Below are 19,594 nucleotides of genomic sequence, written 5' to 3'. Positions count from 1 at the left end.
GGGTTACGCGTCTTCTTTTTCGGGAGGCGGCGTCGGGATGTTGATCCATTGCCTTGAATATCTTTGATCAGATTTGATGTATCTGGGGTGTATAGACCCGTCGCTTCCTTTTTCCCACCTATAGGCGTTGCAATCCATAAATGCTGGCGAGTCAAGATTTAGAGGTGGTTTGTCTTGATGGAAGGTTGCATCGTCCAGATACACAGATGCTGATACAAATTTTTTTTCAAACTTACAACCGGAGAGATCGGCGGATTGATATTTGGCTTGTATAATTCGACCATTATCTTTGATAAGGTTAACCATCTCGCCGGGTTCATCAGGGGCAACGTCGATGAATAAAGTGCCAAATTGAGTTCCGTTGAGATTGGTTAAAATAAATTTTGATCCAGTCAAATTTGCTATCTCAAAGGTTGCGTTTTCGAGATTTGCATAACTGAAATCCGTATTTGGGATATTTACGTTTTTAAACCGGCAAGATTCCATCTTTGCACTGCGAAAATCCAATCCCAGTGATGTTGTAATATTTTCAAAATACAGACCTCTGAAATCAAGTCGATTAAAGGGAATGTCCTCCCCTGACATTTCGGCCTTTTCTGCAACCTTGATAACGGCCTTGATTGCAAGTTCAGTATCCATATGTTTTGATCGTGGCCGTCGCGGGAGCAGGTTTCCTTTATCCTCGCTTTCACCTTCACCTTCTTTCTCATATCGAAGCTGGCATTTCTGGCAGATAAAATCATGAAGCATCCGGGCGATCAGTTTTCGTTGATCTTGTGATGATGTTTCGGCCAGATCTTCAAGCAAGCGCAACCCGGAAAGGCGCAAGGTGATGTGCTTCTTTTGAGCAAGAAGTTGTGCGCCACGCCCCAACCTTTCGTTGAAGAGTTGCTCATGGGCGTTTTCGGTCTGTTTTTGAAAAGTATTCTGGCGCTGTGTGGCAAGTATAAGGCCATAAAAACCGCCGATCAGACCAAGAGCAAGGATCGCCCCCCGCAGAATTTCAACATTCCCAGCCCCATCGCGCCACAGCCAGTCAGGTGGACAGGCAATCAAATACCAAGAAATGGCAGCTATAATTCCTGCGGCCAATGCCAAATAAAAAAGGGGTGAGTTGAGGCGCTTTTTCAGGTTCATACCAGTTCCATCTGTGTATCATGCCGGTGGCTGGCCTTGAGATAGGGATTTATCACGCTGGGCATGTTGGGTGACTGCCCGTCCAGCAATTCCCTGATCGTGATAATCTGGATGCGGGGGTATGAATTGCCGGTAAAGGTATCTTCCCATAATCCGAACTGGTTTGACGTTTCAATCATCCCCCTGGTCGGCGTGCGGAGAGTGATCAGCACGCCCATGTCCGCGTTGAATTTTGTGACAGCGCCTTCAAGTTCATTCACCATGGAAGGGGTGAGGGTTTGCCCGCCCTTGACGGAAATGATGCCGCGCTGGGGCCTGTCGTTATCACGGCTATAAAAGCGCAATTCTCCATCGCTGCCCCCGTCACCTCTCTGCCTGTCGTTGGGGCGGCCCCTGATCAGGCCAACCGCCCAGCGTTCAAATTCAAGGGGATCACGCCGGAACATTTTTTCCGCCCCGGCAAGGTCACGTGGAATGCCGGAAACCTCGATCTTGTCGAGCGCTTTCTTGCCATGGATGTTTTCCAGCCGTTCAAGGATCACATTGATGGCAAGGCAGGATATATCAATGCCGATCCAGCGCCGCCCGAGCGCTTCGGCCGCATCCACCGTTGTTCCGCAACCGCAGAAAGGATCAAGCACCACATCGCCTTCATTGCTGGAAGCGCTGATGATACGGTTCAATAATGCGAGCGGTTTCTGGGTCGGGTAGCCTAGGCGTTCCTTGGCTTGGGAATTAAGGGCGTTTATATCGGTCCAGACACTCATTGCGGTTTTTGTTGTATCATCTGCCGATAACCTTGCTCCAGTCGGGTTTGCGGCTCGGGCAATAGCCCCCTCGCCACGCCTTACTTGTAAGAGGTCATGGGCATAATTAAAGGTGTATTTTTCCCCCATAGCATAAAAAAGGATTGTGTCATGCTTCTTGGCATACCACCTTTTTGATCCTCCACCCGTTTGGTAATGCCAAATTATTTCATTGATAAAGTTAAGTTGCCCGAAAACAGCATCCATGATGATCTTCAGGTAGTGGCTGGCCTTGGGGTCGCAATGCAGATAGATGGAACCTGTTTGCTTAAGCACACGTTTCATCAGTATCAGCCGTTGCATCATGAAAAACAGGTAGGCCAGCATACCGCAGCGGCCGAGTATCTGCATCAGGGCTTCGGTGGTGTTGCCAAGGGTGCCGCCCCGCAACATCAGGTCAGAATACACGTCCTCATGATCCGGCCGCCAATACCATGTATCCGTGAAAGCCTGGATCTGCGCTGTATCTTCCCCCTGCTCGGCGCCGAACAGCATGTTGTAATTGGCGTTGGAATTGAACGGCGGATCAAGATAGATGAGATCAACCGAAGCATCAGGAATGGTGGGAAGAATATCAAGGCAATCGCCGTAATGGAGCGCATTGGGCTTCGCGTCGGGCATGGCCCTCTCCCTTATATGGCGGGATGGGCTTCCGGAACATCAATGGGGGAAGCGCGGAACAGAATGGCATCGCGCAGGTTATTCTTAAGGGGTAATCTCCCCTTTTCTCCGGGCCATGTCAACCATGAGGCGAGGGCAGGCTGCCAGCCATTGCCCCACCAAAAAAGGCGGCACGGATGCGCTGATATCCAGTACCGAATAAGATGGCGATCAGAAGGTGCCCGGGGCAGGAAAGGAAGGATCAGCATGATTGAAGTCATTGATCTTGACGTGATGCCACTGCTCTTGGTGGGTCATTGACAACGTGTTATTTTTCAACTTATATTATTAATACAGTGTTGCTCAAGCAACATAAGAGCGTGTTTAGACGCGGAAAAGCACAATTCATTTATATATGTTCTCCTTGACTGTGCGCAAAACCAATTTGGGAAACACAACCATGACACAGAAACTGAATACGGCTTCGGTGGCATATACGAAACTTCAAAACGGCCATGGTTTTCAAGCCGCAGACAAAAAGGCTGGATGGCTACTGGTAACTTCGCATGACTTGAACGACGCCATCGAAGAAGTCTCCCAGCAACTATCCGAGATTTTGGGCGGCAAGTGGTATCCGACAGAAGAAACCAAATCCTACCTGTTCAAGGGAGCAGATACCAAAGATATCAATATTGTCGGAACTCCATATTCTGGTTTTGCTGGAGTCATGTCTTGGACGTCTGACGCCGCATAGTGACATTCGAAGAATTGCGCGACATTTTCATTGCCCATGGCGCAAAGGAAATCGCCGAGCGAGATACTGGTGTGTTGATTGAATTCATGACCTATACATTGTTCATTGTTCGCCCGATGAATGGTATTCGCTACGACAATGACGAGCTTCGGCACAATCTTGCATCCTACCGTCATCAAACGGATGGAGAAGTCTATACAGATTACACGTCTATCTTCACCTGGAACGGAAACGACAAATAAAAGACGTGCCGCCTATTTGGGCGAACATTTCTTCTTAAAGGATTCCGTGTAATTGAAAAAGGCGGCATGGATGCGCCGCCTTTCGGCTTGTCTTTGATTGTCCATTTGTGGGATGGCCGCGCTCCTGTTCGAGGGAGGCGGCCAGGGTGCCTCAGATCTCGCCGAGGCAGACGTATTTCATCTCAAGGAAATCGTCGATCCCGTATTTCGAGCCCTCACGCCCGATCCCGGATTGCTTGACCCCGCCAAACGGCCCGATCTCATTGGAGAAAATACCCGTATTGACCGAAACAATCCCGTATTCGAGCGCCTCGGCAACTCGCCAGACGCGCGCCATATCCCGGGCGAAGAAATACCCCGCAAGGCCAAAGATCGTATCATTGGCCATGGCAACCACCTGCTCTTCGGTCTCAAACCGGAAGAGCGGCGCCACCGGGCCGAAGGTCTCTTCGGTGAAGATCTGCATGTCGGTGGTCATGCCGGTGAGCACCGTCGGCGTGAAGAAGGTGAGCCCGAGATCATGCCTGCCGCCGCCGGTGGTGGCTTGCGCCCCCTTGCCCAGCGCGTCGGCAACATGACGTTCAACCTTGGCCAGCCCCTGCGCATCAATCAGCGGGCCGGTGGAAACACCATCCTCGGCGCCGTTGCCGACCTTCATGGCGCTGACCTTCTCCGTCAGCGCGGCGGCGAAATCATCATAGATCCCCACCTGCACAAAGATCCGGTTGGCGCAGACACATGTCTGGCCCGCGTTGCGGAATTTCGAGGCCAGCGTCTCCCGCACGGCGACCTCGATATCGGCATCATCAAAGATGATCAGCGGGGCATTGCCGCCAAGCTCAAGACTGACTTTCTTGATCGTATCCGCGGATTGCTTCATCAGGATGCGGCCGACTTCCGTCGAGCCGGTGAAAGTCACCTTGCGGACAATCGGGTTGGTGGTCAGCTCAAGCCCCATGGCCGGCGCATCCATGCCGTTGACGATGTTGATCACCCCGGCGGGAAGACCCGCGCGATCCGCCAGCTCCGCCAGCGCCAGCGCCGACAGAGGCGTCTGTTCCGCGGGCTTGAGCACCACCGCGCAACCGGCGGCAATCGCCGGCGCGATCTTGCGGGTGATCATCGCGTTGGGGAAATTCCACGGGGTGATCGCCCCGACCACGCCGATGGGCTGCTTGAGCACCATCAGGCGCTTATCGGTCATGTGAGGCTGAAGGATATCACCAGTGATGCGGCGGCCTTCTTCGGCAAACCAGTCAATGAACGAGGCACCATAGGCCACCTCGCCCCGGGCCTCGGCCAGCGGCTTGCCCATTTCAGCGGTGATGATCTGCGCCAGATCTTCCTGATTTTCCATGATCAGGTTGAACCAGCCGCGCATCAGCATGGCCCTGTCCTTGGCGGTGCGGGCGGCCCATTCCTTCTGGGCGGCGGCGGCCCTGTCGATGGCCTGGCGGATTGTTTCGGCGCCATGATCGGCGATATCCGCGAGTTTCTCGCCGGTGGCCGGGTTGTTGAGCGGGAAAGTCTTCCCGCCAGCGTCAAGCCATTCCCCGCCAACATAGCTGGCTGTTTTCAAAAGTGCCGTATCGTTCAGTTTCATGGAGAGTCTCCTTCAGGAACGCAAGATCAACAAAGAGCAGAGGGGAGGGAGAACTCCCCCCTTGAAGTCCGGGTATCGGCGGCGCCTACATGCGCGAGGCAACATTTTCCCAGTTGACCAGATTGTCGAGGAAATTGGTCAGATAGGCAGGACGTTTGTTGCGGAAATCAATATAGTAGGAATGCTCCCACACATCGCAGCCAAGAAGAGTCTTCTGGCCGAAGCAGAGCGGGTTGACGCCGTTTTCGGTCTTGGTCACCTTGAGGCTGCCGTCCTTATCCTGAACAAGCCAGCACCAGCCTGAACCGAACTGGCCCGCACCGGCGGCACAGAAGGCTTCCTTGAAGGCATCGACCGAGCCGAAATTGTCCACCAGTGCCTTTTCAAGCTCGGATGGCATGGCGCGGCCTTCGGGGCCCATCATTTCCCAGAACTGGATGTGGTTCCAGTGCTGCGAGGCGTTGTTGAAAAGACCGGACTGGACCAGCGCGCCAGCATCATAGGTGGCGGCGACGATCTCTTCGAGGGATTTGCCTTCATGCCCGGAGCCTTCAAGCAGTTTGTTGCCGTTATCGACATACGCCTTGTGGTGCAGGTCGTGATGGAATTCCAGGGTTTCCTTGCTCATGCCGCCGGCGGCCAGCGCATCGTAAGCATAAGGAAGATCGGGGAGTTCAAAAGCCATAGCATTTTCCTTGTGTTGGGTCTCTTATGTTTAAGGGGATGACCTGATGGCCATGTGTCTTCTCAATATATATGGGGAAACAGGCCACAGGAAAAGGGGCGTTTCTTTATTTCGCCGCAATCTGGAAGACTTTTTGCCTCTTTTTGCGGAAATAATGATACTTGATCTTCCATAAACTTTCCTGTCTGAAAGGATATAAAATGCCGATACTGGTTCTTGCGCTGGGGCTGTTTCTCTTCCCGACCGAAGAGATGAAGGAATTCAGCAAGCACAGCAACGGAATGGCCGAATACAGGTTCGTGGCGGCGAAAACCTGTGATACCGGGCTGAGGGATACGGGCTTTGCGTTTGCGCCCTCAGGGAATGTCTACCTCAAGCAGGTGAACACCGACGGCACCATCGCGCCTGAAGTCTGCCGTGAGGCTTCTTCTAAATAAGGGCAGGCTGGCTTTGTCGCTTGGCTATTTCGGCCCCTGGGACATTCGGGCAACCCGGAGGCGAAGTGCATTGAGGCGGATGAAACCATGCGCATCCGCCTGATTGTAATCGGCCGTGCCATCTTCAAACGTCACCAGATCGGGATGATAGAGTGAGTGGGGTGATTTCCGCCCGGTCACGATAACATTGCCCTTGTAGAGTTTGAGCCTCACCGTGCCGGTCACCATGCCCTGGGTCGCGTCGATGGCTTTCTGCAGCATCTCACGTTCAGGATCAAACCAGAAGCCGTTATAGACAAGCTCGGCGTAGCGGGGCATGAGGGAATCCTTGGCATGGGCGGCGCCGCGGTCAAGGGTGATCGATTCCATGGCCCGCCGGGCTTTCAGCAGGATCGTGCCGCCCGGGGTTTCATAAACGCCGCGGGATTTCATCCCGACAAAACGGTTTTCCACGAGGTCAACCCGGCCAATGCCGTTCTTCCCGCCAAGGGTGTTCAGCGCCTCGAGCAGGGTTGCCGGCGACATGGTCTGGCCGTTGACGGCAACCGGGTCTCCACCGGCAAAATCAATGGTGATTTCGGTGGGCGTATCGGGGGCCTCCATGGGTGAGACCGTGCGGCTGAAGACATATTCTTCGGGTTCAACCCACGGGTCCTCGAGCACCTTGCCTTCGGCTGAGATATGCAGCAGATTGGCATCGACGCTGAAAGGCGCTTCGCCGCGTTTATCAAGGGGTATCTTGATCTGATGGTTTTCAGCGTATTCGATCAGCCGGGTGCGCGAGGTCAGATCCCATTCCCGCCATGGCGCGATGACCTTGATGCCAGGCTCAAGCGCGTAATAGCCAAGCTCGAATCTCACCTGATCATTGCCCTTGCCGGTGGCCCCGTGGCTGACGGCATCGGCGCCGACTTCGCGGGCAATCTCAATCTGCCGCCTGGCAATCAGCGGCCGGGCGATGGAAGTTCCAAGGAGATATTCCCCTTCATAGAGCGCGTTGGCCCGGAACATGGGAAAGACGTAATCGCGGGTGAATTCCTCCCGAAGATCTTCGATATAGATCTCCTTGATGCCCATGGCTTCGGCCTTGGCGCGGGCAGGTTCAATATCCTCTCCCTGGCCGATATCGGCGGTGAATGTCACGACTTCAGCCTTGTGGGCGTCCTGAAGCCAGCGCAGGATTACGGATGTATCAAGCCCGCCGGAATAGGCAAGAACAACTTTTTTGGGTGCATCGGATCTCGTCATGCCGCTCGTATAGCCTGAACTTTGCCCTGTGGCAAGCATCAAGGATGAGAGTTATACACTCTCTTCACGCAGGACAGGACCGGGCTTGCGGCCAAGAGTCCGTGACGCGCCAACCAGCCCGAGCAGCACCGTCGCCGTCACCCCGCCAAGCGCGACGGCCGCCGCGAGATCCGGCGCAAAGACAAAATCGGCATCAAGAAATCCCCGGATCATCCCCCAGCTTGCGGCGGTGCCGATCCCGACGGCAACCAGCGCCGTCACCAGCCCGAGCAGGGCATATTCCAGAATATATGAAAAGAGAATAACCGGACGTGTCGCGCCCAGCACCTTGAGGATGATCGACGACTGGATGCGCCTCGCCTCGCTGGCGGCGACGGTGCCGGCAAGCACGGCAAAACCTGCCACAAGCGTGATCCCGGCGGTGATCTGGATGGCGGTTGAAACAAGGCCCAGGATGCGGCTGGCGGTTGCTGCCGCTTCCCTTACCGAAATCGAGGATACATTCGGCAGGAGGGCGGCAACGTCCCGGTCGATCGCAGCTTCGATGGCGCGATCATCTGTGCGCACCGTCGCCACCCAGTTATGCGGCGCCTGTTCGATCATGCCCGGGCTGAGGATGAAGACGAAATTCAGCCCGAAATTCTGCCATTCGATGGCGCGGCTGCTGGTGATGGTCGCAACCATGTCCCTGCCCGCGATATTGATATCCACCGTATCACCTATCTTGAGGCCGAAGGCTTCGAGCGCTTCGTCATCCATGGAGGTCTGGAGCGGGCCCGTGTAATCATCGGGCCACCACTGGCCCTTGACGATACGGGCGCCTTCCGGCGGCGGGCCCATCCAGGTAAGGCCGCGGTCACCACGCAGGATCCAGGCTTCCGATGAGGGCGCGTCGATCTTTTCGGCCGGCACACCGGCAAGCGCCGTAATCCGCCCGCGCACAAGAGGTACCATCATCACGTGATCGCGTGGCACATGGGCGGTGGCGATGTCGAGAAACGCCTGCCGCTGATCTGGCTGGATATCGATAAAGAACCAGGCCGGGGCATCTCGCTCAAGCCGGTCGCTGATCTGGCTCCGCATGCTGTGCTCGGAAAGCGCAACCGCCACCAGCACCGCAAGCCCGAGACCGAAGGTGATGATGACGCTGCGGGTGGCATTGCCCGGGCGCACCAGGGCGGCAATCGCAAGACGAAGCGGGGTATGCGACGGCACCGGCAGGCGGCCTGAGAGGCGGATCACCGCCTCGCCCAGCAGTGCCAGGAGGCCAAGGCTCACCAGCACGCCAAGAATAAAGGCACCGGCCAGTTTGAGGCTGGTGGTAATCCACCCCGTCAGCAGCGCAAGGCCAAGGGTGGCAAGAGCAATCCCGGCAAGGTAGACCCCCTTTGGTCGGCCGGCGGGCGCCGCAATCAGTGTCCGGAAGAGCTGGGAGGGATTGACGTCACGCGCCTTGCCCAGCGGCCAAAGCGAAAAGGCAACCGCCGTCAGCAAGCCATAGGCGGCGGCGGCAAGCAGCGGGACCGGGTAGATGCCGGAGGCGATGGGCACGGCAATCCGGTCAGCAAGCAGGATCTGGGTTGCAAGCGGCGCCAGGATCGCGAGCATAAGGCCGATGCCGATGCCCAATGCCGTCAGCGCAAGCACCTGAAGAAAATAGACCCGGAAGATGAGCGCTGCCGGCGCACCAAGGCATTTCAGCGTGGCCAGAACCGGCATGCGGCTGCCAAGCCAGGCCCGGACCGCGGTGGAAACGCCAAGCCCGCCGATCAGGAGGGCGGTCAGGCTGACAAGGGTGAGAAAGGTTTCCGTTCGGGAAAGAAAGGATTCAAACCCGGCTGATCCCTGCCGATGGTGCCTGATGCGCACCAGACTGTTGCCGGCGGAATCGCCAAGTCTGTCCAGAACCGCCATATCGTCCTGCGGGGTTTCAAGCCGCAGCCTCTCCCGGTAGGTCAGAAGGGTGCCCGGCGCAAGCAGGCCGGTTTCCGCCAGGAAATCCCGATGGATGATCACCCGCGGGGCAAAGGCGCCAAAGCCAAGATTCTGATCCGGCTCGGAGATGAGGACCGCCCCGATACGCACATCGGTCATGCCAAGCCGGGCAATATCGCCGACCTTGAGCCCGAGAATGCGCAGCACCCCGGCGCTGGCCACAACCCCCGGGCGTCCATCCTGCCGCGCCAGCGCCTCAGCGAGCGGGATCGGCGGATCAAGCACCGGAGTGCCGAGAAGAGGCCAGTTGTCATCCACCGCCTTGAGACCTGTCAGACGGCGGATTGGCTGGCCATCCTTTTCGGCGGCAAGCATGGCCCGCATGTCGATCAGGCTTGAAACCGTCCCATGGGCCTGCATCTCGGCGCGCATTTCCGGCGGAACTTCACGCTGGGTGCTGCTGGCTTCGATATCACCGCCAAAGAGCGCCCGCGAATTGGCGCTGATCCCGGCGCGCATGGCATCGGCAATACTTCCCACCGCGCCGATCGCCGTTACGCCAAGGGTGAGGGCAATCAGAAAAACACGGAACCTGCCGAGACTGCCGCGCAATTCGCGCCGGGCAAGCGTGAAGGCAAGGCGAAAGGAAGACCCGGTCATCGCGCCGCCTTTTTCCGGCGACCGCTATCCGAGGCGATCCGGCCATCGGCAATGCGGATGATACGGCTGCATTGCCGGGCAAGGGTTTCATCATGGGTGATCAGCACCAGCGCGGTATGGTGCTTCTTGGCCATGGCAAGGATGAGGTTGATGATCTCACCTCCGGTGGCTTGATCGAGATTTCCCGTCGGCTCATCCGCAAGGAGGATTTGCGGCCGGGTCACGATAGCTCTTGCGATGGCGACACGCTGCTGCTCGCCGCCGGAAAGCTGATCGGGAAAATGATCAAGCCGGTGCCCGAGGCCGACTTCACGAAGCGCTTCTGCCGCAAGATCCACGGCCTCCGTATCGCCGTTGAGTTCAAGCGGCACGGCCACGTTTTCGAGCGCCGTCATCGAGGGGATCAGCCGGAACGCCTGAAAGACAATCCCGATATGGTCACGCCTGATCCGGGCCAGGCTGTCCTCGTTCGCACGGGCAAGATCATGGCCCGCCACCTGCACCTGACCTTTTGAGATGCCTTCAAGCCCGGCCATGACCATCATGGCGGTGGTTTTCCCGGCGCCGCTGGGGCCGAGCATGGCCACGGTTTCGCCCGCGCTGATCGAAAGCGAGAGATCGTTCAGGATCTCGACGGACCCGGCCCGGCTGGGCAGAGAAAGGGAAACCTGGTCAAGATTAATCATCTCGGCGGTTGAGGGGGAGGGCATTTGGGTGTATTCCTCAAGGCAGTCTGAAATATGGGTGCTGTTCTCAACTGGCCGAAAACAGCGATGCAACAAGTCGGTATTTGCCGCATCTGGGGTTTATATGGTGCCGCGCAGGCAAAAATGCAATTGGCTTTCCGGAGAACACTTTCTGCGGCGTTTTCTTCATGCGGTTGCGGGGCTTGCCGCCCTCATTCTGATGCCGGCCGCCGCCACGGCGGATAAGCCGCTCCGCCTGATGATCTTCGGTGACAGTCTGGTGGCGGGGTATGGCCTTGATCTCCCCGAAGCGTTTCCGGCCCAGCTTGAAAGGAAGCTCCGTGAAGCGGGGCAGGACGTCAAGGTCATCAATGCCGGGGTTTCAGGGGATACAACCGCAGGCGGGGCAAGCCGGATCGACTGGGCGCTCGGGGATGACCCTGATGCGGTCATGGTGGTGCTTGGCGGCAATGATGCCTTGCGCGGGCTGCCGCCGGAAGCGATGCGCGGCAATCTTGATCAGATCCTTGCCCGGATTCAGGCCAGGGGCCTGCCGGTGCTGCTGGCCGGGATGAAGGCGCCGCTCAATATGGGGCCGGAATACGGGGCGGATTTTGACGCCGCCTTCCGCGATGCGCTGGCCGATGCCGAAAGCCGTGGGGGCGTGGTGCTTTTCACCCCGTTCTTTCTCGACGGCGTGGCCCTTGATCCTGATCTCAATCAGGCCGATGGCATCCATCCCAATCCGGCAGGGGTTGCCGAGATTATCCGTCGTCTTTCACCGGTTATCGATGAGCTGATCAGGGCAGCCAGAACATGATCCGCCGGAAGGCCGCAAGCGGAAAGGAAAGGAGAAGGATATGCGAGGATATGCAGCGCTTGGCGTGGAAGGGGTGAGCAAGGCACGCAATGCTGGTGCCGTGATCCGCACGGCCCATGCCTTTGATGCGTCTTTTGCCTTTCTGGTGGGCGGCGACATGGACCGGCGTGAGATCAGCCAGGCCGATACATCCAACGCCATGGAGCAGATCCCGCTCTACACGTTTGACGGGGCGGCAGATTTCGCGCTGCCAAGAGGATGCCAGCTGGTCGGGGTCGAGATCACCGACGATGCCCATGATCTGCCGAGTTTCCGCCATCCACGCAAGGCGGCCTATATCCTTGGCTCGGAACGGGCCGGGCTGAGCGCCGAGATGCTCGATCTTTGTGATCATACGGTCAAAATTCCAACACGTTTCTCGCTTAATCTTGCGGTCGCAGGCGCGATGGTGCTCTATGACCGCATGCTGTCGCTTGACCGGTTTGCCCCGCGGCCCCTGATGCCGGGCGGCCCGCTGGAAGCCCTGCCTGAACCGGTGTTCGGGGAGCCTTTATGGAAGAAAAAGGCACGCCGACGCAAAAAAGAAACCGGCCGCACGGGATAGGGTTGCACTTTGCCCCCGATTCTGTGATTTTAGGCCTCAGTCAAGCGTTAGGGCATAAACGGAATGACAGACCTAAGGATGAATGGATGATGCAGATAAGGCGTATCTTCAACAACATTGATTTTCTCCGGATCTTCCGCCTTGGCCTGCTGGCGGCAATGCTGGCGGCAGGTATCCCGGCGCCGGTGCTGGCGCAGACCGGAGACCTGCTCAGCGAAAACGGGAACTGGCAGGCGTATCGGGCCGGAAAAGGCGAGAAGAAAGTCTGCTTCATCACCAGCCAGCCCACCAAATATGAAGGCCAGTACGACCGCAACAACCGGGGGGAGACACGGGTCTTTGTCACCCATCACAGCAGCAATGCCGATGAACGCGGGGTTGTCAGCACGGTGGCCGGGTATCGCTACAAGGAAGGCCGGGACGTCGTTTTCAACATCGATGGCAAGACATTCAACCTCTTCAGCGTCGATACAAGAGCCTGGGCAACCAAACCGCAGATGGACCAGCAGCTTGTCCGTGCGATGAAGCGCGGCAACAGCCTCAAGGTGACGGGGATTTCAAGCCTCGGCAACACGACGATTGATACATACTCGCTCAACGGCTTCACCGCGGCGATGAAGGTCATCGACAAGGCCTGCCCGTAACATGGCCGCAGGCGCACCCATGCCTGAGATCGCCATGCCGGAAGACCAGCCACGGCCGCTGGATATCCTCGGGATGACGCAGCCAAAGCTTGAGGAGGCGATCCGCGCCGAAGGCCTGCCTGCTTTTCGTGCCCGGCAGATCTGGCGCTGGGTCTGGCGTCATGGCGTCACCCGTTTTGACGATATGACGGATCTTGCCCGCCCGGTGCGTGAAATGCTCAGCCAGAAGTTTCATGTCTCCCGCCCGCGGGTGAGCCGCCGCCTTCAATCCAGCGACGGAACCATCAAATGGCTCTTGCGCTTTCCGGACGGGAATGAGGCGGAGACCGTCTATATTCCCGAAGAGGATCGCGGCACGTTGTGCATTTCCTCACAGGTGGGCTGTACCCTGACCTGCACGTTCTGCCATACCGGCACCCAGAAACTTGTCCGCAATCTTACGGTTGCCGAGATAACCGGCCAGATCATGCTGGCCATGGACGAACTCGGGGACTGGCCTGCGGGCAAGGAAGACCGCCGGCTGACCAATATCGTGCTGATGGGCATGGGTGAGCCGCTCTTTAACTACGACCATGTTGCCGATGCCATGCGCATTGCCATGAGCGGCGAGGGGATCGGACTTTCAAAACGCCGGATCACGCTGTCCACTTCTGGCGTGGTGCCGGAAATCGCCCGTTGCGGCAACGAGCTCGGGGTCAATCTCGCGATTTCCCTGCATGCGGTCCGGGATGAGCTCAGGGATGAGCTGGTGCCGATCAATCGCAAATATCCGCTTGAGATCCTGATCGATGCCTGCCGGAATTATCCCGGCCTTTCCAATGCCCGACGGATTACCTGGGAATATGTCATGCTCGACGGCGTCAATGACAGCGATGACGATGCGAGGGCACTCATCCGGCTGATCCGCGGCATTCCGTCAAAGATCAACCTGATCCCGTTCAATCCCTGGCCGGGCTCCCACCACCGGTGCTCGACGCCGGAACGGATAGAAAAATTTGCCTCCCTGGTGCTCAAGGCCGGGTATGCAAGCCCGGTCCGGACACCGCGGGGGCAGGATATTCTGGCGGCTTGCGGCCAGCTCAAATCCGCTTCCGAACGCGCCCGCCGGCAAAGCACAAGAATACTGCCGGCATCTTGAAACTTGCGCGGGCAATCGTTACATTAGAATCGTTTAGGAGTATTGGGAGATAACTCATGCAAGATCCACGTTTCATCAACCCTTCAGTCGCGGCATCCGCAGAAGTTGATGCCGGGCTCCGCGCCTATATGCTCGGTGTGTATAACTACATGACGACGGCGCTTGCGGTGACCGGGCTTTTCGCCTTCGGCACCAAGATGCTTGCGGTAACAACCGGCCCGGATGGCGCCATGTACCTCACGGCTTTTGGCAGCATGATTTTCAATTCACCGCTTATGTGGGTAATCGCGCTGGCGCCGATTGCCATGGTGTTCTGGCTTTCCATGCGCGTGCATGCCATGTCGGTGATCAAGGCCCAGACCGTATTCTATATCTTTGCGGGGCTGATGGGCATGTCGCTTGCGTCGGTTCTGCTTGTCTATACAGGCGAAAGCGTGGCGCGGGCATTCTTTGTCACCGCCGGTGCCTTTGCGGGGCTGAGCCTTTATGGCTACACCACCAAGCGCAACCTCGGTCCGATGGGGGCTTTCCTGATCATGGGGCTCATCGGCCTGATCCTGGCAAGCCTGGTCAATCTGTTTGTCCAGTCCCAGGGCATGGAGTTCATGATTTCCGTGATTGGTGTGCTGCTTTTCGCCGGGCTGACCGCCTATGACACCCAGCGTATCAAATCGATGTATCTGGTGACGGACAGCTATGCCGATGCCCAGCGTAAATCCATCCATGGTGCGCTGTCGCTTTATCTTGATTTCATCAACATGTTCCTGATGCTGCTGCGTCTTTTCGGCAATCGCGAATAGCCGCAGGATCATTCAAGACAATATGGCGCCCGGGGGGGAATCTCCCGGGCGTTTTTCATTGACTCCAGAGCCGGTCCAGATGCCGCCCCAGCACCGCATTGCCGATGCCGTGAAGCCCGATATTCCGCACCCGTGCCAGGGGCCCCTCTAGCGAAAAGAGATCACCTGCCCGCCGCGCATCCCGGGTGATACCGCTGAGTTGCCGGACGCGTTCGGCTGACCAGGCGCTGAACACAGGTTGCAGATCATCGCCGGGGGAGATGTGTTCAAGCCGCCGCACCATGGCGGCGGCATCGATCAGCGACTGGCCCGCGCCCTGCGCCAGATGCGGCGGCATCGGGTGGGCGGCGTCACCGGCCAGTATCACCCGGCCGCGCTGCCAGGTATCGAGCAAGGGCCAGTCCATCAGCGGCTGGGCAAAGGATGCCTCAAGCGCATCGGCGGCCGGGGCCAGACGCTGCTGCCGGGTCAGCATCCGTGCGGCCTCCTCAACCGCCCTTGATGACGGTGATGTCATGACCACCAGATTGATATCCTCCCCATCAAGCGGGTAATGGACGATATGCCCACCTCTGCCCAGCCAGACATTCGTTGCCCGCCCCGCAAGCCCAGGTGCTTGCGCTTTATTGAGCACCATCCGGAAGGCAAGGCGTCGTGGTTGCGGCTGAGGCGTGCCGCCTGCCTCGACATATTGGCGGCTTATGCCGGCGGCGCCGTCGGCCCCGATCAGCCATGCCGCCTTGACGGCTCGGCCATCGTCCAGGGCGGCTTCGGCGTGATCGCTCTTCTGGGTGATCCGGTGAACGGTACCTGTCAGAATCTCGACCCGGCCGGTGGCCTCAACGGCTTTGGCGAGGGTTTCGATCAGCCGTGCCCGACGCATGCTGGCATAGAAATGCCGCCCGGGGCGATCATTAAGAGGCAGGGAGACCAGCGTTATCCCATTTTCCAGCGACAGAAGGCGCATCATCATGAGCGGCGTTGCCATGGCTTCCAGATCTTCCCGAACCCCAAGGCCGGCAAGAGCAGACCAGGTGTTGGGTGCCATCTGGACACCGCCGGGAACAGCGCCGCGGCCGGAGGAAATCAGCTGCAACTCATGGCCCTTGCGGGCAAAGGCCAACGCCATGGCGTATCCGGCAATGCCATCGCCGATAATGGCAAGAGGGGTGATCGATGTCTTTCTTCTGGCAGGCATGAGATTCCAATCCGTAGCTGATCACCAAACCTAGCGAAATCCAGGTGACAGGCAAAGGCTTTATGCCATAATGGAAATCTTACCTGCCGTTTTTCCGGATTGGCCAGATGCCGACTTATTTTTTCCCTTCGATTTTCGTTGTGCTCTGGGCCAGCGCTTTTGTCTCCGCCAAATACGGGCTGACCGATGCCGGGCCGTTCAGTTATCTCTTTACACGTTTCGCGATCGTCGCGGCGCTGTTTGCGGTGATGGCGCTGGTGATGCGTTCTGCCTGGCCTGACCGCCGCACACTCATCCCCACCGCCATCGCGGGTTGCCTGATGCATGGGGTCTATCTGGGCGGGGTGTTTTTCGCCATTTCTATCGGCACGCCTGCAGGAATTTCAGCGCTGGTCGTTTCCATCCAGCCGGTGATTACCTGCATGATCGCCCTTGCCGCGCTCAAGGAAGATATCCGCCCTGTTCAGTGGCTCGGGATCGTGCTCGGCATGATCGGGGTGCTGATCGTTGTCTGGCCGAGGCTTGGCGGGGAAGTGCCGGGATGGGGGTTTTTCTCTTGTGTTGTCGGTGTCGCCGCCATGTCCGTCGGCACGATCATGCAGAAACGATATGCCCAGGAGGTGGATCTTGTGTCCAGCAACGTGATACATGCCGTGGCGGCGGCTTTATTCTACGGGCTCTTGCTGCTGACGGTGGAGAGCTATCATCTTGAATGGACGATGCCGGTAACCTTGTCGATGATCTGGATCATCAGCATGGTGTCCATCGGGGCGGTTACTATTCTGATGTATCTGATCCGGATCGGGAAAATGGCGGCGACATCAAGCCTGTTCTTTCTGGTGCCGCCGGTTTCCGCCATCATGGGGTATTTCGCCTTTGGCGAGACACTCGGGCCGATCGGGATTGCCGGTGTCGCTACGGCCTGCGCGGGTGTCTGGCTGGTCAACAGGCCGGAAAGCAGGTAGACTCCCATCCATGACGGAACCTGATCTCACCCCACGGCGCAAGGGTTCTGCATCAGCAGAAGCTCAACATGATGGCCCGAGATGCCTTTTCTGCGGCCAGCCCGAACAACTTGTATGGGTGCATGGCCACGGGCAATGCGCGTTTTGCGGCGTCAATGCCATGCCCTGCTGCGATGGCGCGAGTTGCGAGCCTTCACCTCCCCGATAGGAGGATGCGCAGAAGAGCCTGCTTGCGCGGCGGTGGCACCGCCCCCCTGGAAATGGTCAGATCCGGCCAACCGGATGCGACGTCGCACCAGCTTTCCCGGCCATCACGGCAAGCCAGTCATGGGCGATATTCGCCGCCGCCATGGCCGTGACATCGGCGTGATCATAGGCTGGCGACACTTCGACAAGATCAAAACCGATCATGTTGAGCGGCGCAAGCCCGCGGATCAGCTCAAGCGCTTGCCAGGTGGCAAGCCCGCCGGGAACCGGTGTTCCCGTCCCCGGGGCGAAAGCCGGATCAAGGCAGTCGATATCGAAACTGATATAGCAGGGCGCATCGCCGACACGTTCCAGAATGGCGTTGAGGGTGGCATCTATCCCGTTGCGATGAACCCAAGGGCTGGTGAGGATTTCAAAACCATGATCGCTGTCGTTATAGGATCTGAGCCCGACCTGGATCGATTTGTCCACCTTGAGAAGGCCGTCCTCCTTGGCATGCAGGAACATCGAGCCGTGATTGAGGGTCGAGCCGCCATCATCCCAGGTATCGCAATGGGCGTCAAACTGCACCAGTGCCACCGGGCCATGCAACTCGGCATGGGCGCGGATGAGCGGATTCGAGACGAAATGATCGCCGCCGAAGGTCAGCATCTTTGCGCCAGAGCCGAGAATGTGACGCGCGTGGCGGGTGATGGTCTCCGGTATCGAAGACGGATCGTGCGGGTCAAGGGCGCAGTCGCCGTAATCGACCACGGCCAGCGTGTCAAAGATATCAAAGCCGAAAGGAAAAGCCTTGAGGCTGGCAAGTTCGGTGGAAGCGCTGCGGATCGCCCTTGGCCCGAACCGGCATCCCGGCCGATTGGTCACGGCCCCGTCAAAGGGAATGCCGCTCACCGCGATATCCACGCCCCGAAGGTCGCGGGTGTATTTGCGGCGCAGAAAGCTGAGCGCGCCGGCATAGGTCATCTCATGCAGCGTTCCTTTGATCTCGTCGCGCAGAAACGCCGCGTCACTGTTGAAATAATCAACCGGCATCAGGATCTCCCCAGGGTTTTGAGCGTATCGTCAAGGGCGGCGCGGGTAATGCTGATCACCCGATCAATGTCATCGCGGGTGAAGGTCAGGGGTGGCGAGAGGATCATGCCGTCGCGCACCGCCCGCATCATCATCCCCCGGGCGATGGCGTGGTCACGGCAGATGATGCCGGTCTGGCCCTCGTTTTCGAACATTTCCGGCCCGTTTTTATCGGCCACGAGTTCGATCGCTCCCAGAAGGCCGAAGCTTCGGGTTTCCCCGACCAGCGGATGATCATCAAGTCGTGAAAGCGCTTCGGCAAGATAGGGGCCGGTATCCTCCCGCACCCGTGTGATGAGGCCTTCACGTTCGATCAGATCAAGATTGGCCAGCGCCACCGCGGCGGCAACGGGATGCCCCGAATAGGTGAAGCCGTGATAGAATTCACCCCCATCCTCAATGAGCCTTCTTGAGACACGATCGCCGACCAGCACGGCCGACATGGGCATATAGCCCGAGGTCAGCCCCTTGGCCGTCGCCATGAGATCGGGTTCAAGCCCCATGGTCTGGCTGGCAAACCACTGGCCGGTACGGCCATATCCGGTGATGACTTCATCGGCAACGAAGAGAATGTCATGTTTGCGGCAGATGGCCTGGATATGATCAAAATACCCGGCCGGCGGAATGATGACGCCGCCTGCGCCCTGCACGGGTTCGGCGATAAAGGCGGCGATGTTGTCGCTGCCCGTTGCCAGAATCTCCGCTTCAAGCCAGGACGCGGCGGTCTCGGCAAAGGTGGCGTCGTCCATATTGCCCTGGTAGAGGAAACCGTAAGGCGGCTTGATATGCCGGAAATCAGGCAGGCGGGCCGCCTGGGCGTGCATGCCGCTCATCCCGCCCATACTGGCGGCAACAGTGGTCGAGCCATGGTAGCCATAATTACGGCTGATGATCACCTGTTTTTCCGGGCGGCCTTCAAGTGCCCAGTAGTGCCGGATCATCCGGACGATCGTATCATTGGCCTCGGATCCTGAATTGGCGAAAAAGACATGATCAAGTCCGGCAGGTGAGATCTCGGCCAGCCGTTCCGCGAGTTCGGCTGCCGGGGCGTTGCTGGTCTTGAAGAAGGTGTTGTAATAGGGGAGTTTGCGAAGCTGTTCGGTTGCCGCCTCGATCAGTTCGGTGCGGCCATAGCCGACATTGACGCACCAGAGACCGGCCATGGCATCCAGAATGCGGTTGCCGTCACTGTCGATGATATCGTGACCTTCGGCATGGGTGATGATGCGGGTGCCTTCCTTCTTCATGGACTTGTAGTCGGTAAAGGGATGAAGATGATGGCTGATATCGATATCGGACAGGGTTGGGCTGATGTCGTTCATGATTATACCGTTTGTCTTGTTGTTTTGAT

Annotated in this window: 20 protein-coding genes; 10 read left to right on the top strand and 10 right to left on the bottom strand. The window is 58.0% G+C overall.

Annotated elements, in window-relative coordinates; all coding sequences use genetic code 11:
* Positions 1-3 precede the first annotated feature (3 nt).
* Together AB8880_10085 and AB8880_10080 are read right to left on the bottom strand one after the other, a co-directional pair.
* Positions 4-1,137, bottom strand: coding sequence for a pentapeptide repeat-containing protein (locus AB8880_10085; protein XDZ65269.1), 1,134 nt, complete (start codon positions 1,135-1,137; stop codon positions 4-6).
* Complete coding sequence (locus AB8880_10080; protein XDZ65268.1) at positions 1,134-2,564, bottom strand: DNA methyltransferase; 1,431 nt, start codon at positions 2,562-2,564, stop codon at positions 1,134-1,136. Before AB8880_10080 ends, AB8880_10085 begins: the two co-directional genes overlap by 4 nt.
* A gap of 439 nt (positions 2,565-3,003) precedes the next feature.
* On the opposite strand from AB8880_10080, the gene AB8880_10075 reads away from it, so the two are divergent.
* A complete protein-coding gene (locus AB8880_10075; GenBank protein ID XDZ65267.1) occupies positions 3,004-3,297 on the top strand; it encodes a hypothetical protein in 294 nt (97 codons plus the stop codon).
* Positions 3,297-3,539 (top strand): hypothetical protein, encoded by a 243-nt coding sequence (locus AB8880_10070; protein ID XDZ65266.1) that lies wholly within the window; start codon positions 3,297-3,299, stop codon positions 3,537-3,539. Before AB8880_10075 ends, AB8880_10070 begins: the two co-directional genes overlap by 1 nt.
* 151 nt (positions 3,540-3,690) lie before the next feature.
* On the opposite strand, the gene AB8880_10065 is transcribed toward AB8880_10070, so the two are convergent.
* Together AB8880_10065 and AB8880_10060 are read right to left on the bottom strand one after the other, a co-directional pair.
* Positions 3,691-5,142 (bottom strand): NAD-dependent succinate-semialdehyde dehydrogenase, encoded by a 1,452-nt coding sequence (locus AB8880_10065; protein XDZ65265.1) that lies wholly within the window; start codon positions 5,140-5,142, stop codon positions 3,691-3,693.
* Positions 5,143-5,227: 85 nt separating this feature from the next.
* On the bottom strand, positions 5,228-5,827 hold the full coding sequence (locus AB8880_10060) for a superoxide dismutase (protein ID XDZ65264.1): 600 nt from the start codon (positions 5,825-5,827) through the stop codon (positions 5,228-5,230).
* Positions 5,828-6,027: 200 nt separating this feature from the next.
* Here AB8880_10060 and AB8880_10055 point away from each other — a divergent pair, with 200 nt between their 5' ends.
* Complete coding sequence (locus AB8880_10055; protein ID XDZ65263.1) at positions 6,028-6,264, top strand: hypothetical protein; 237 nt, start codon at positions 6,028-6,030, stop codon at positions 6,262-6,264.
* A 24-nt stretch (positions 6,265-6,288) separates the two neighbouring features.
* Here the strand turns inward: AB8880_10055 and AB8880_10050 are convergent, their stop codons facing one another.
* The 3 genes from AB8880_10050 to AB8880_10040 are packed head-to-tail and all read right to left on the bottom strand — an operon-like array spanning position 6,289 to position 10,817.
* On the bottom strand, positions 6,289-7,512 hold the full coding sequence (locus AB8880_10050; protein ID XDZ65262.1) for an argininosuccinate synthase: 1,224 nt from the start codon (positions 7,510-7,512) through the stop codon (positions 6,289-6,291).
* A 51-nt stretch (positions 7,513-7,563) separates the two neighbouring features.
* Positions 7,564-10,107 (bottom strand): ABC transporter permease, encoded by a 2,544-nt coding sequence (locus tag AB8880_10045; GenBank protein ID XDZ65261.1) that lies wholly within the window; start codon positions 10,105-10,107, stop codon positions 7,564-7,566.
* Positions 10,104-10,817 (bottom strand): ABC transporter ATP-binding protein, encoded by a 714-nt coding sequence (locus AB8880_10040; GenBank protein XDZ65260.1) that lies wholly within the window; start codon positions 10,815-10,817, stop codon positions 10,104-10,106. Before AB8880_10040 ends, AB8880_10045 begins: the two co-directional genes overlap by 4 nt.
* A 4-nt stretch (positions 10,818-10,821) precedes the next feature.
* Here AB8880_10040 and AB8880_10035 point away from each other — a divergent pair, with 4 nt between their 5' ends.
* The 5 genes from AB8880_10035 (at position 10,822) to AB8880_10015 (ending at position 14,799) form a co-directional block, all read left to right on the top strand.
* Positions 10,822-11,613 carry an arylesterase gene (locus tag AB8880_10035; GenBank protein XDZ65259.1) on the top strand — a complete coding sequence of 264 codons (792 nt, stop codon included), beginning with the start codon at positions 10,822-10,824 and terminating at the stop codon, positions 11,611-11,613.
* A gap of 40 nt (positions 11,614-11,653) precedes the next feature.
* Positions 11,654-12,217, top strand: coding sequence for an RNA methyltransferase (locus AB8880_10030; GenBank protein ID XDZ65258.1), 564 nt, complete (start codon positions 11,654-11,656; stop codon positions 12,215-12,217).
* 86 nt (positions 12,218-12,303) lie between these two features.
* Entirely contained in the window at positions 12,304-12,861 is a 558-nt protein-coding gene (locus AB8880_10025) for an invasion associated locus B family protein (protein XDZ65257.1), read from the top strand.
* Between the two features lie 19 nt (positions 12,862-12,880).
* On the top strand, positions 12,881-13,999 hold the full coding sequence (gene rlmN / locus AB8880_10020) for a 23S rRNA (adenine(2503)-C(2))-methyltransferase RlmN (protein ID XDZ65256.1): 1,119 nt from the start codon (positions 12,881-12,883) through the stop codon (positions 13,997-13,999).
* A gap of 56 nt (positions 14,000-14,055) precedes the next feature.
* Positions 14,056-14,799 (top strand): Bax inhibitor-1/YccA family protein, encoded by a 744-nt coding sequence (locus AB8880_10015; GenBank protein XDZ65255.1) that lies wholly within the window; start codon positions 14,056-14,058, stop codon positions 14,797-14,799.
* Between the two features lie 55 nt (positions 14,800-14,854).
* Here AB8880_10015 and AB8880_10010 read toward each other — a convergent pair whose 3' ends face one another.
* Entirely contained in the window at positions 14,855-15,997 is a 1,143-nt protein-coding gene (locus tag AB8880_10010) for an FAD-dependent monooxygenase (protein ID XDZ65254.1), read from the bottom strand.
* Positions 15,998-16,104: 107 nt separating this feature from the next.
* Here AB8880_10010 and AB8880_10005 point away from each other — a divergent pair, with 107 nt between their 5' ends.
* Positions 16,105-16,962, top strand: coding sequence for a DMT family transporter (locus AB8880_10005; protein ID XDZ65253.1), 858 nt, complete (start codon positions 16,105-16,107; stop codon positions 16,960-16,962).
* A gap of 10 nt (positions 16,963-16,972) precedes the next feature.
* Positions 16,973-17,170, top strand: a complete 198-nt coding sequence (locus tag AB8880_10000) for a hypothetical protein (protein XDZ65252.1) — start codon at positions 16,973-16,975, stop codon at positions 17,168-17,170.
* Between the two features lie 56 nt (positions 17,171-17,226).
* Here the strand turns inward: AB8880_10000 and speB are convergent, their stop codons facing one another.
* Both speB and AB8880_09990 read right to left on the bottom strand, forming a co-directional pair.
* Positions 17,227-18,204 carry an agmatinase gene (speB, locus tag AB8880_09995; protein ID XDZ65251.1) on the bottom strand — a complete coding sequence of 326 codons (978 nt, stop codon included), beginning with the start codon at positions 18,202-18,204 and terminating at the stop codon, positions 17,227-17,229.
* Positions 18,204-19,565, bottom strand: a complete 1,362-nt coding sequence (locus AB8880_09990; protein ID XDZ65250.1) for an aminotransferase — start codon at positions 19,563-19,565, stop codon at positions 18,204-18,206. The genes speB and AB8880_09990 overlap by 1 nt, the downstream gene beginning before the upstream one ends.
* Positions 19,566-19,594: the final 29 nt, after the last annotated feature.

It is taken from the genome of Alphaproteobacteria bacterium LSUCC0684 (genome assembly GCA_041228335.1).
In the GTDB taxonomy this organism is placed as follows: domain Bacteria; phylum Pseudomonadota; class Alphaproteobacteria; order Puniceispirillales; family UBA1172.
This window is presented reverse-complemented; position numbering and strand designations above follow the sequence as displayed.

What these genes read in the sequence shown, in the direction of transcription:
- AB8880_10085 (XDZ65269.1), bottom strand. Translation starts at nt 1,137, where the DNA reads ATGAACCTGAAAAAGCGCCTCAACTCACCCCTTTTTTATTTGGCATTG.
- AB8880_10080 (XDZ65268.1), bottom strand. Translation starts at nt 2,564, where the DNA reads ATGCCCGACGCGAAGCCCAATGCGCTCCATTACGGCGATTGCCTTGAT.
- AB8880_10075 (XDZ65267.1), top strand. Translation starts at nt 3,004, where the DNA reads ATGACACAGAAACTGAATACGGCTTCGGTGGCATATACGAAACTTCAA.
- AB8880_10065 (XDZ65265.1), bottom strand. Translation starts at nt 5,142, where the DNA reads ATGAAACTGAACGATACGGCACTTTTGAAAACAGCCAGCTATGTTGGC.
- AB8880_10060 (XDZ65264.1), bottom strand. Translation starts at nt 5,827, where the DNA reads ATGGCTTTTGAACTCCCCGATCTTCCTTATGCTTACGATGCGCTGGCC.
- AB8880_10055 (XDZ65263.1), top strand. Translation starts at nt 6,028, where the DNA reads ATGCCGATACTGGTTCTTGCGCTGGGGCTGTTTCTCTTCCCGACCGAA.
- AB8880_10050 (XDZ65262.1), bottom strand. Translation starts at nt 7,512, where the DNA reads ATGACGAGATCCGATGCACCCAAAAAAGTTGTTCTTGCCTATTCCGGC.
- AB8880_10045 (XDZ65261.1), bottom strand. Translation starts at nt 10,107, where the DNA reads ATGACCGGGTCTTCCTTTCGCCTTGCCTTCACGCTTGCCCGGCGCGAA.
- AB8880_10040 (XDZ65260.1), bottom strand. Translation starts at nt 10,817, where the DNA reads ATGCCCTCCCCCTCAACCGCCGAGATGATTAATCTTGACCAGGTTTCC.
- AB8880_10030 (XDZ65258.1), top strand. Translation starts at nt 11,654, where the DNA reads ATGCGAGGATATGCAGCGCTTGGCGTGGAAGGGGTGAGCAAGGCACGC.
- AB8880_10025 (XDZ65257.1), top strand. Translation starts at nt 12,304, where the DNA reads ATGATGCAGATAAGGCGTATCTTCAACAACATTGATTTTCTCCGGATC.
- rlmN (XDZ65256.1), top strand. Translation starts at nt 12,881, where the DNA reads ATGCCTGAGATCGCCATGCCGGAAGACCAGCCACGGCCGCTGGATATC.
- AB8880_10015 (XDZ65255.1), top strand. Translation starts at nt 14,056, where the DNA reads ATGCAAGATCCACGTTTCATCAACCCTTCAGTCGCGGCATCCGCAGAA.
- AB8880_10010 (XDZ65254.1), bottom strand. Translation starts at nt 15,997, where the DNA reads ATGCCTGCCAGAAGAAAGACATCGATCACCCCTCTTGCCATTATCGGC.
- AB8880_10005 (XDZ65253.1), top strand. Translation starts at nt 16,105, where the DNA reads ATGCCGACTTATTTTTTCCCTTCGATTTTCGTTGTGCTCTGGGCCAGC.
- AB8880_10000 (XDZ65252.1), top strand. Translation starts at nt 16,973, where the DNA reads ATGACGGAACCTGATCTCACCCCACGGCGCAAGGGTTCTGCATCAGCA.
- speB (XDZ65251.1), bottom strand. Translation starts at nt 18,204, where the DNA reads ATGCCGGTTGATTATTTCAACAGTGACGCGGCGTTTCTGCGCGACGAG.
- AB8880_09990 (XDZ65250.1), bottom strand. Translation starts at nt 19,565, where the DNA reads ATGAACGACATCAGCCCAACCCTGTCCGATATCGATATCAGCCATCAT.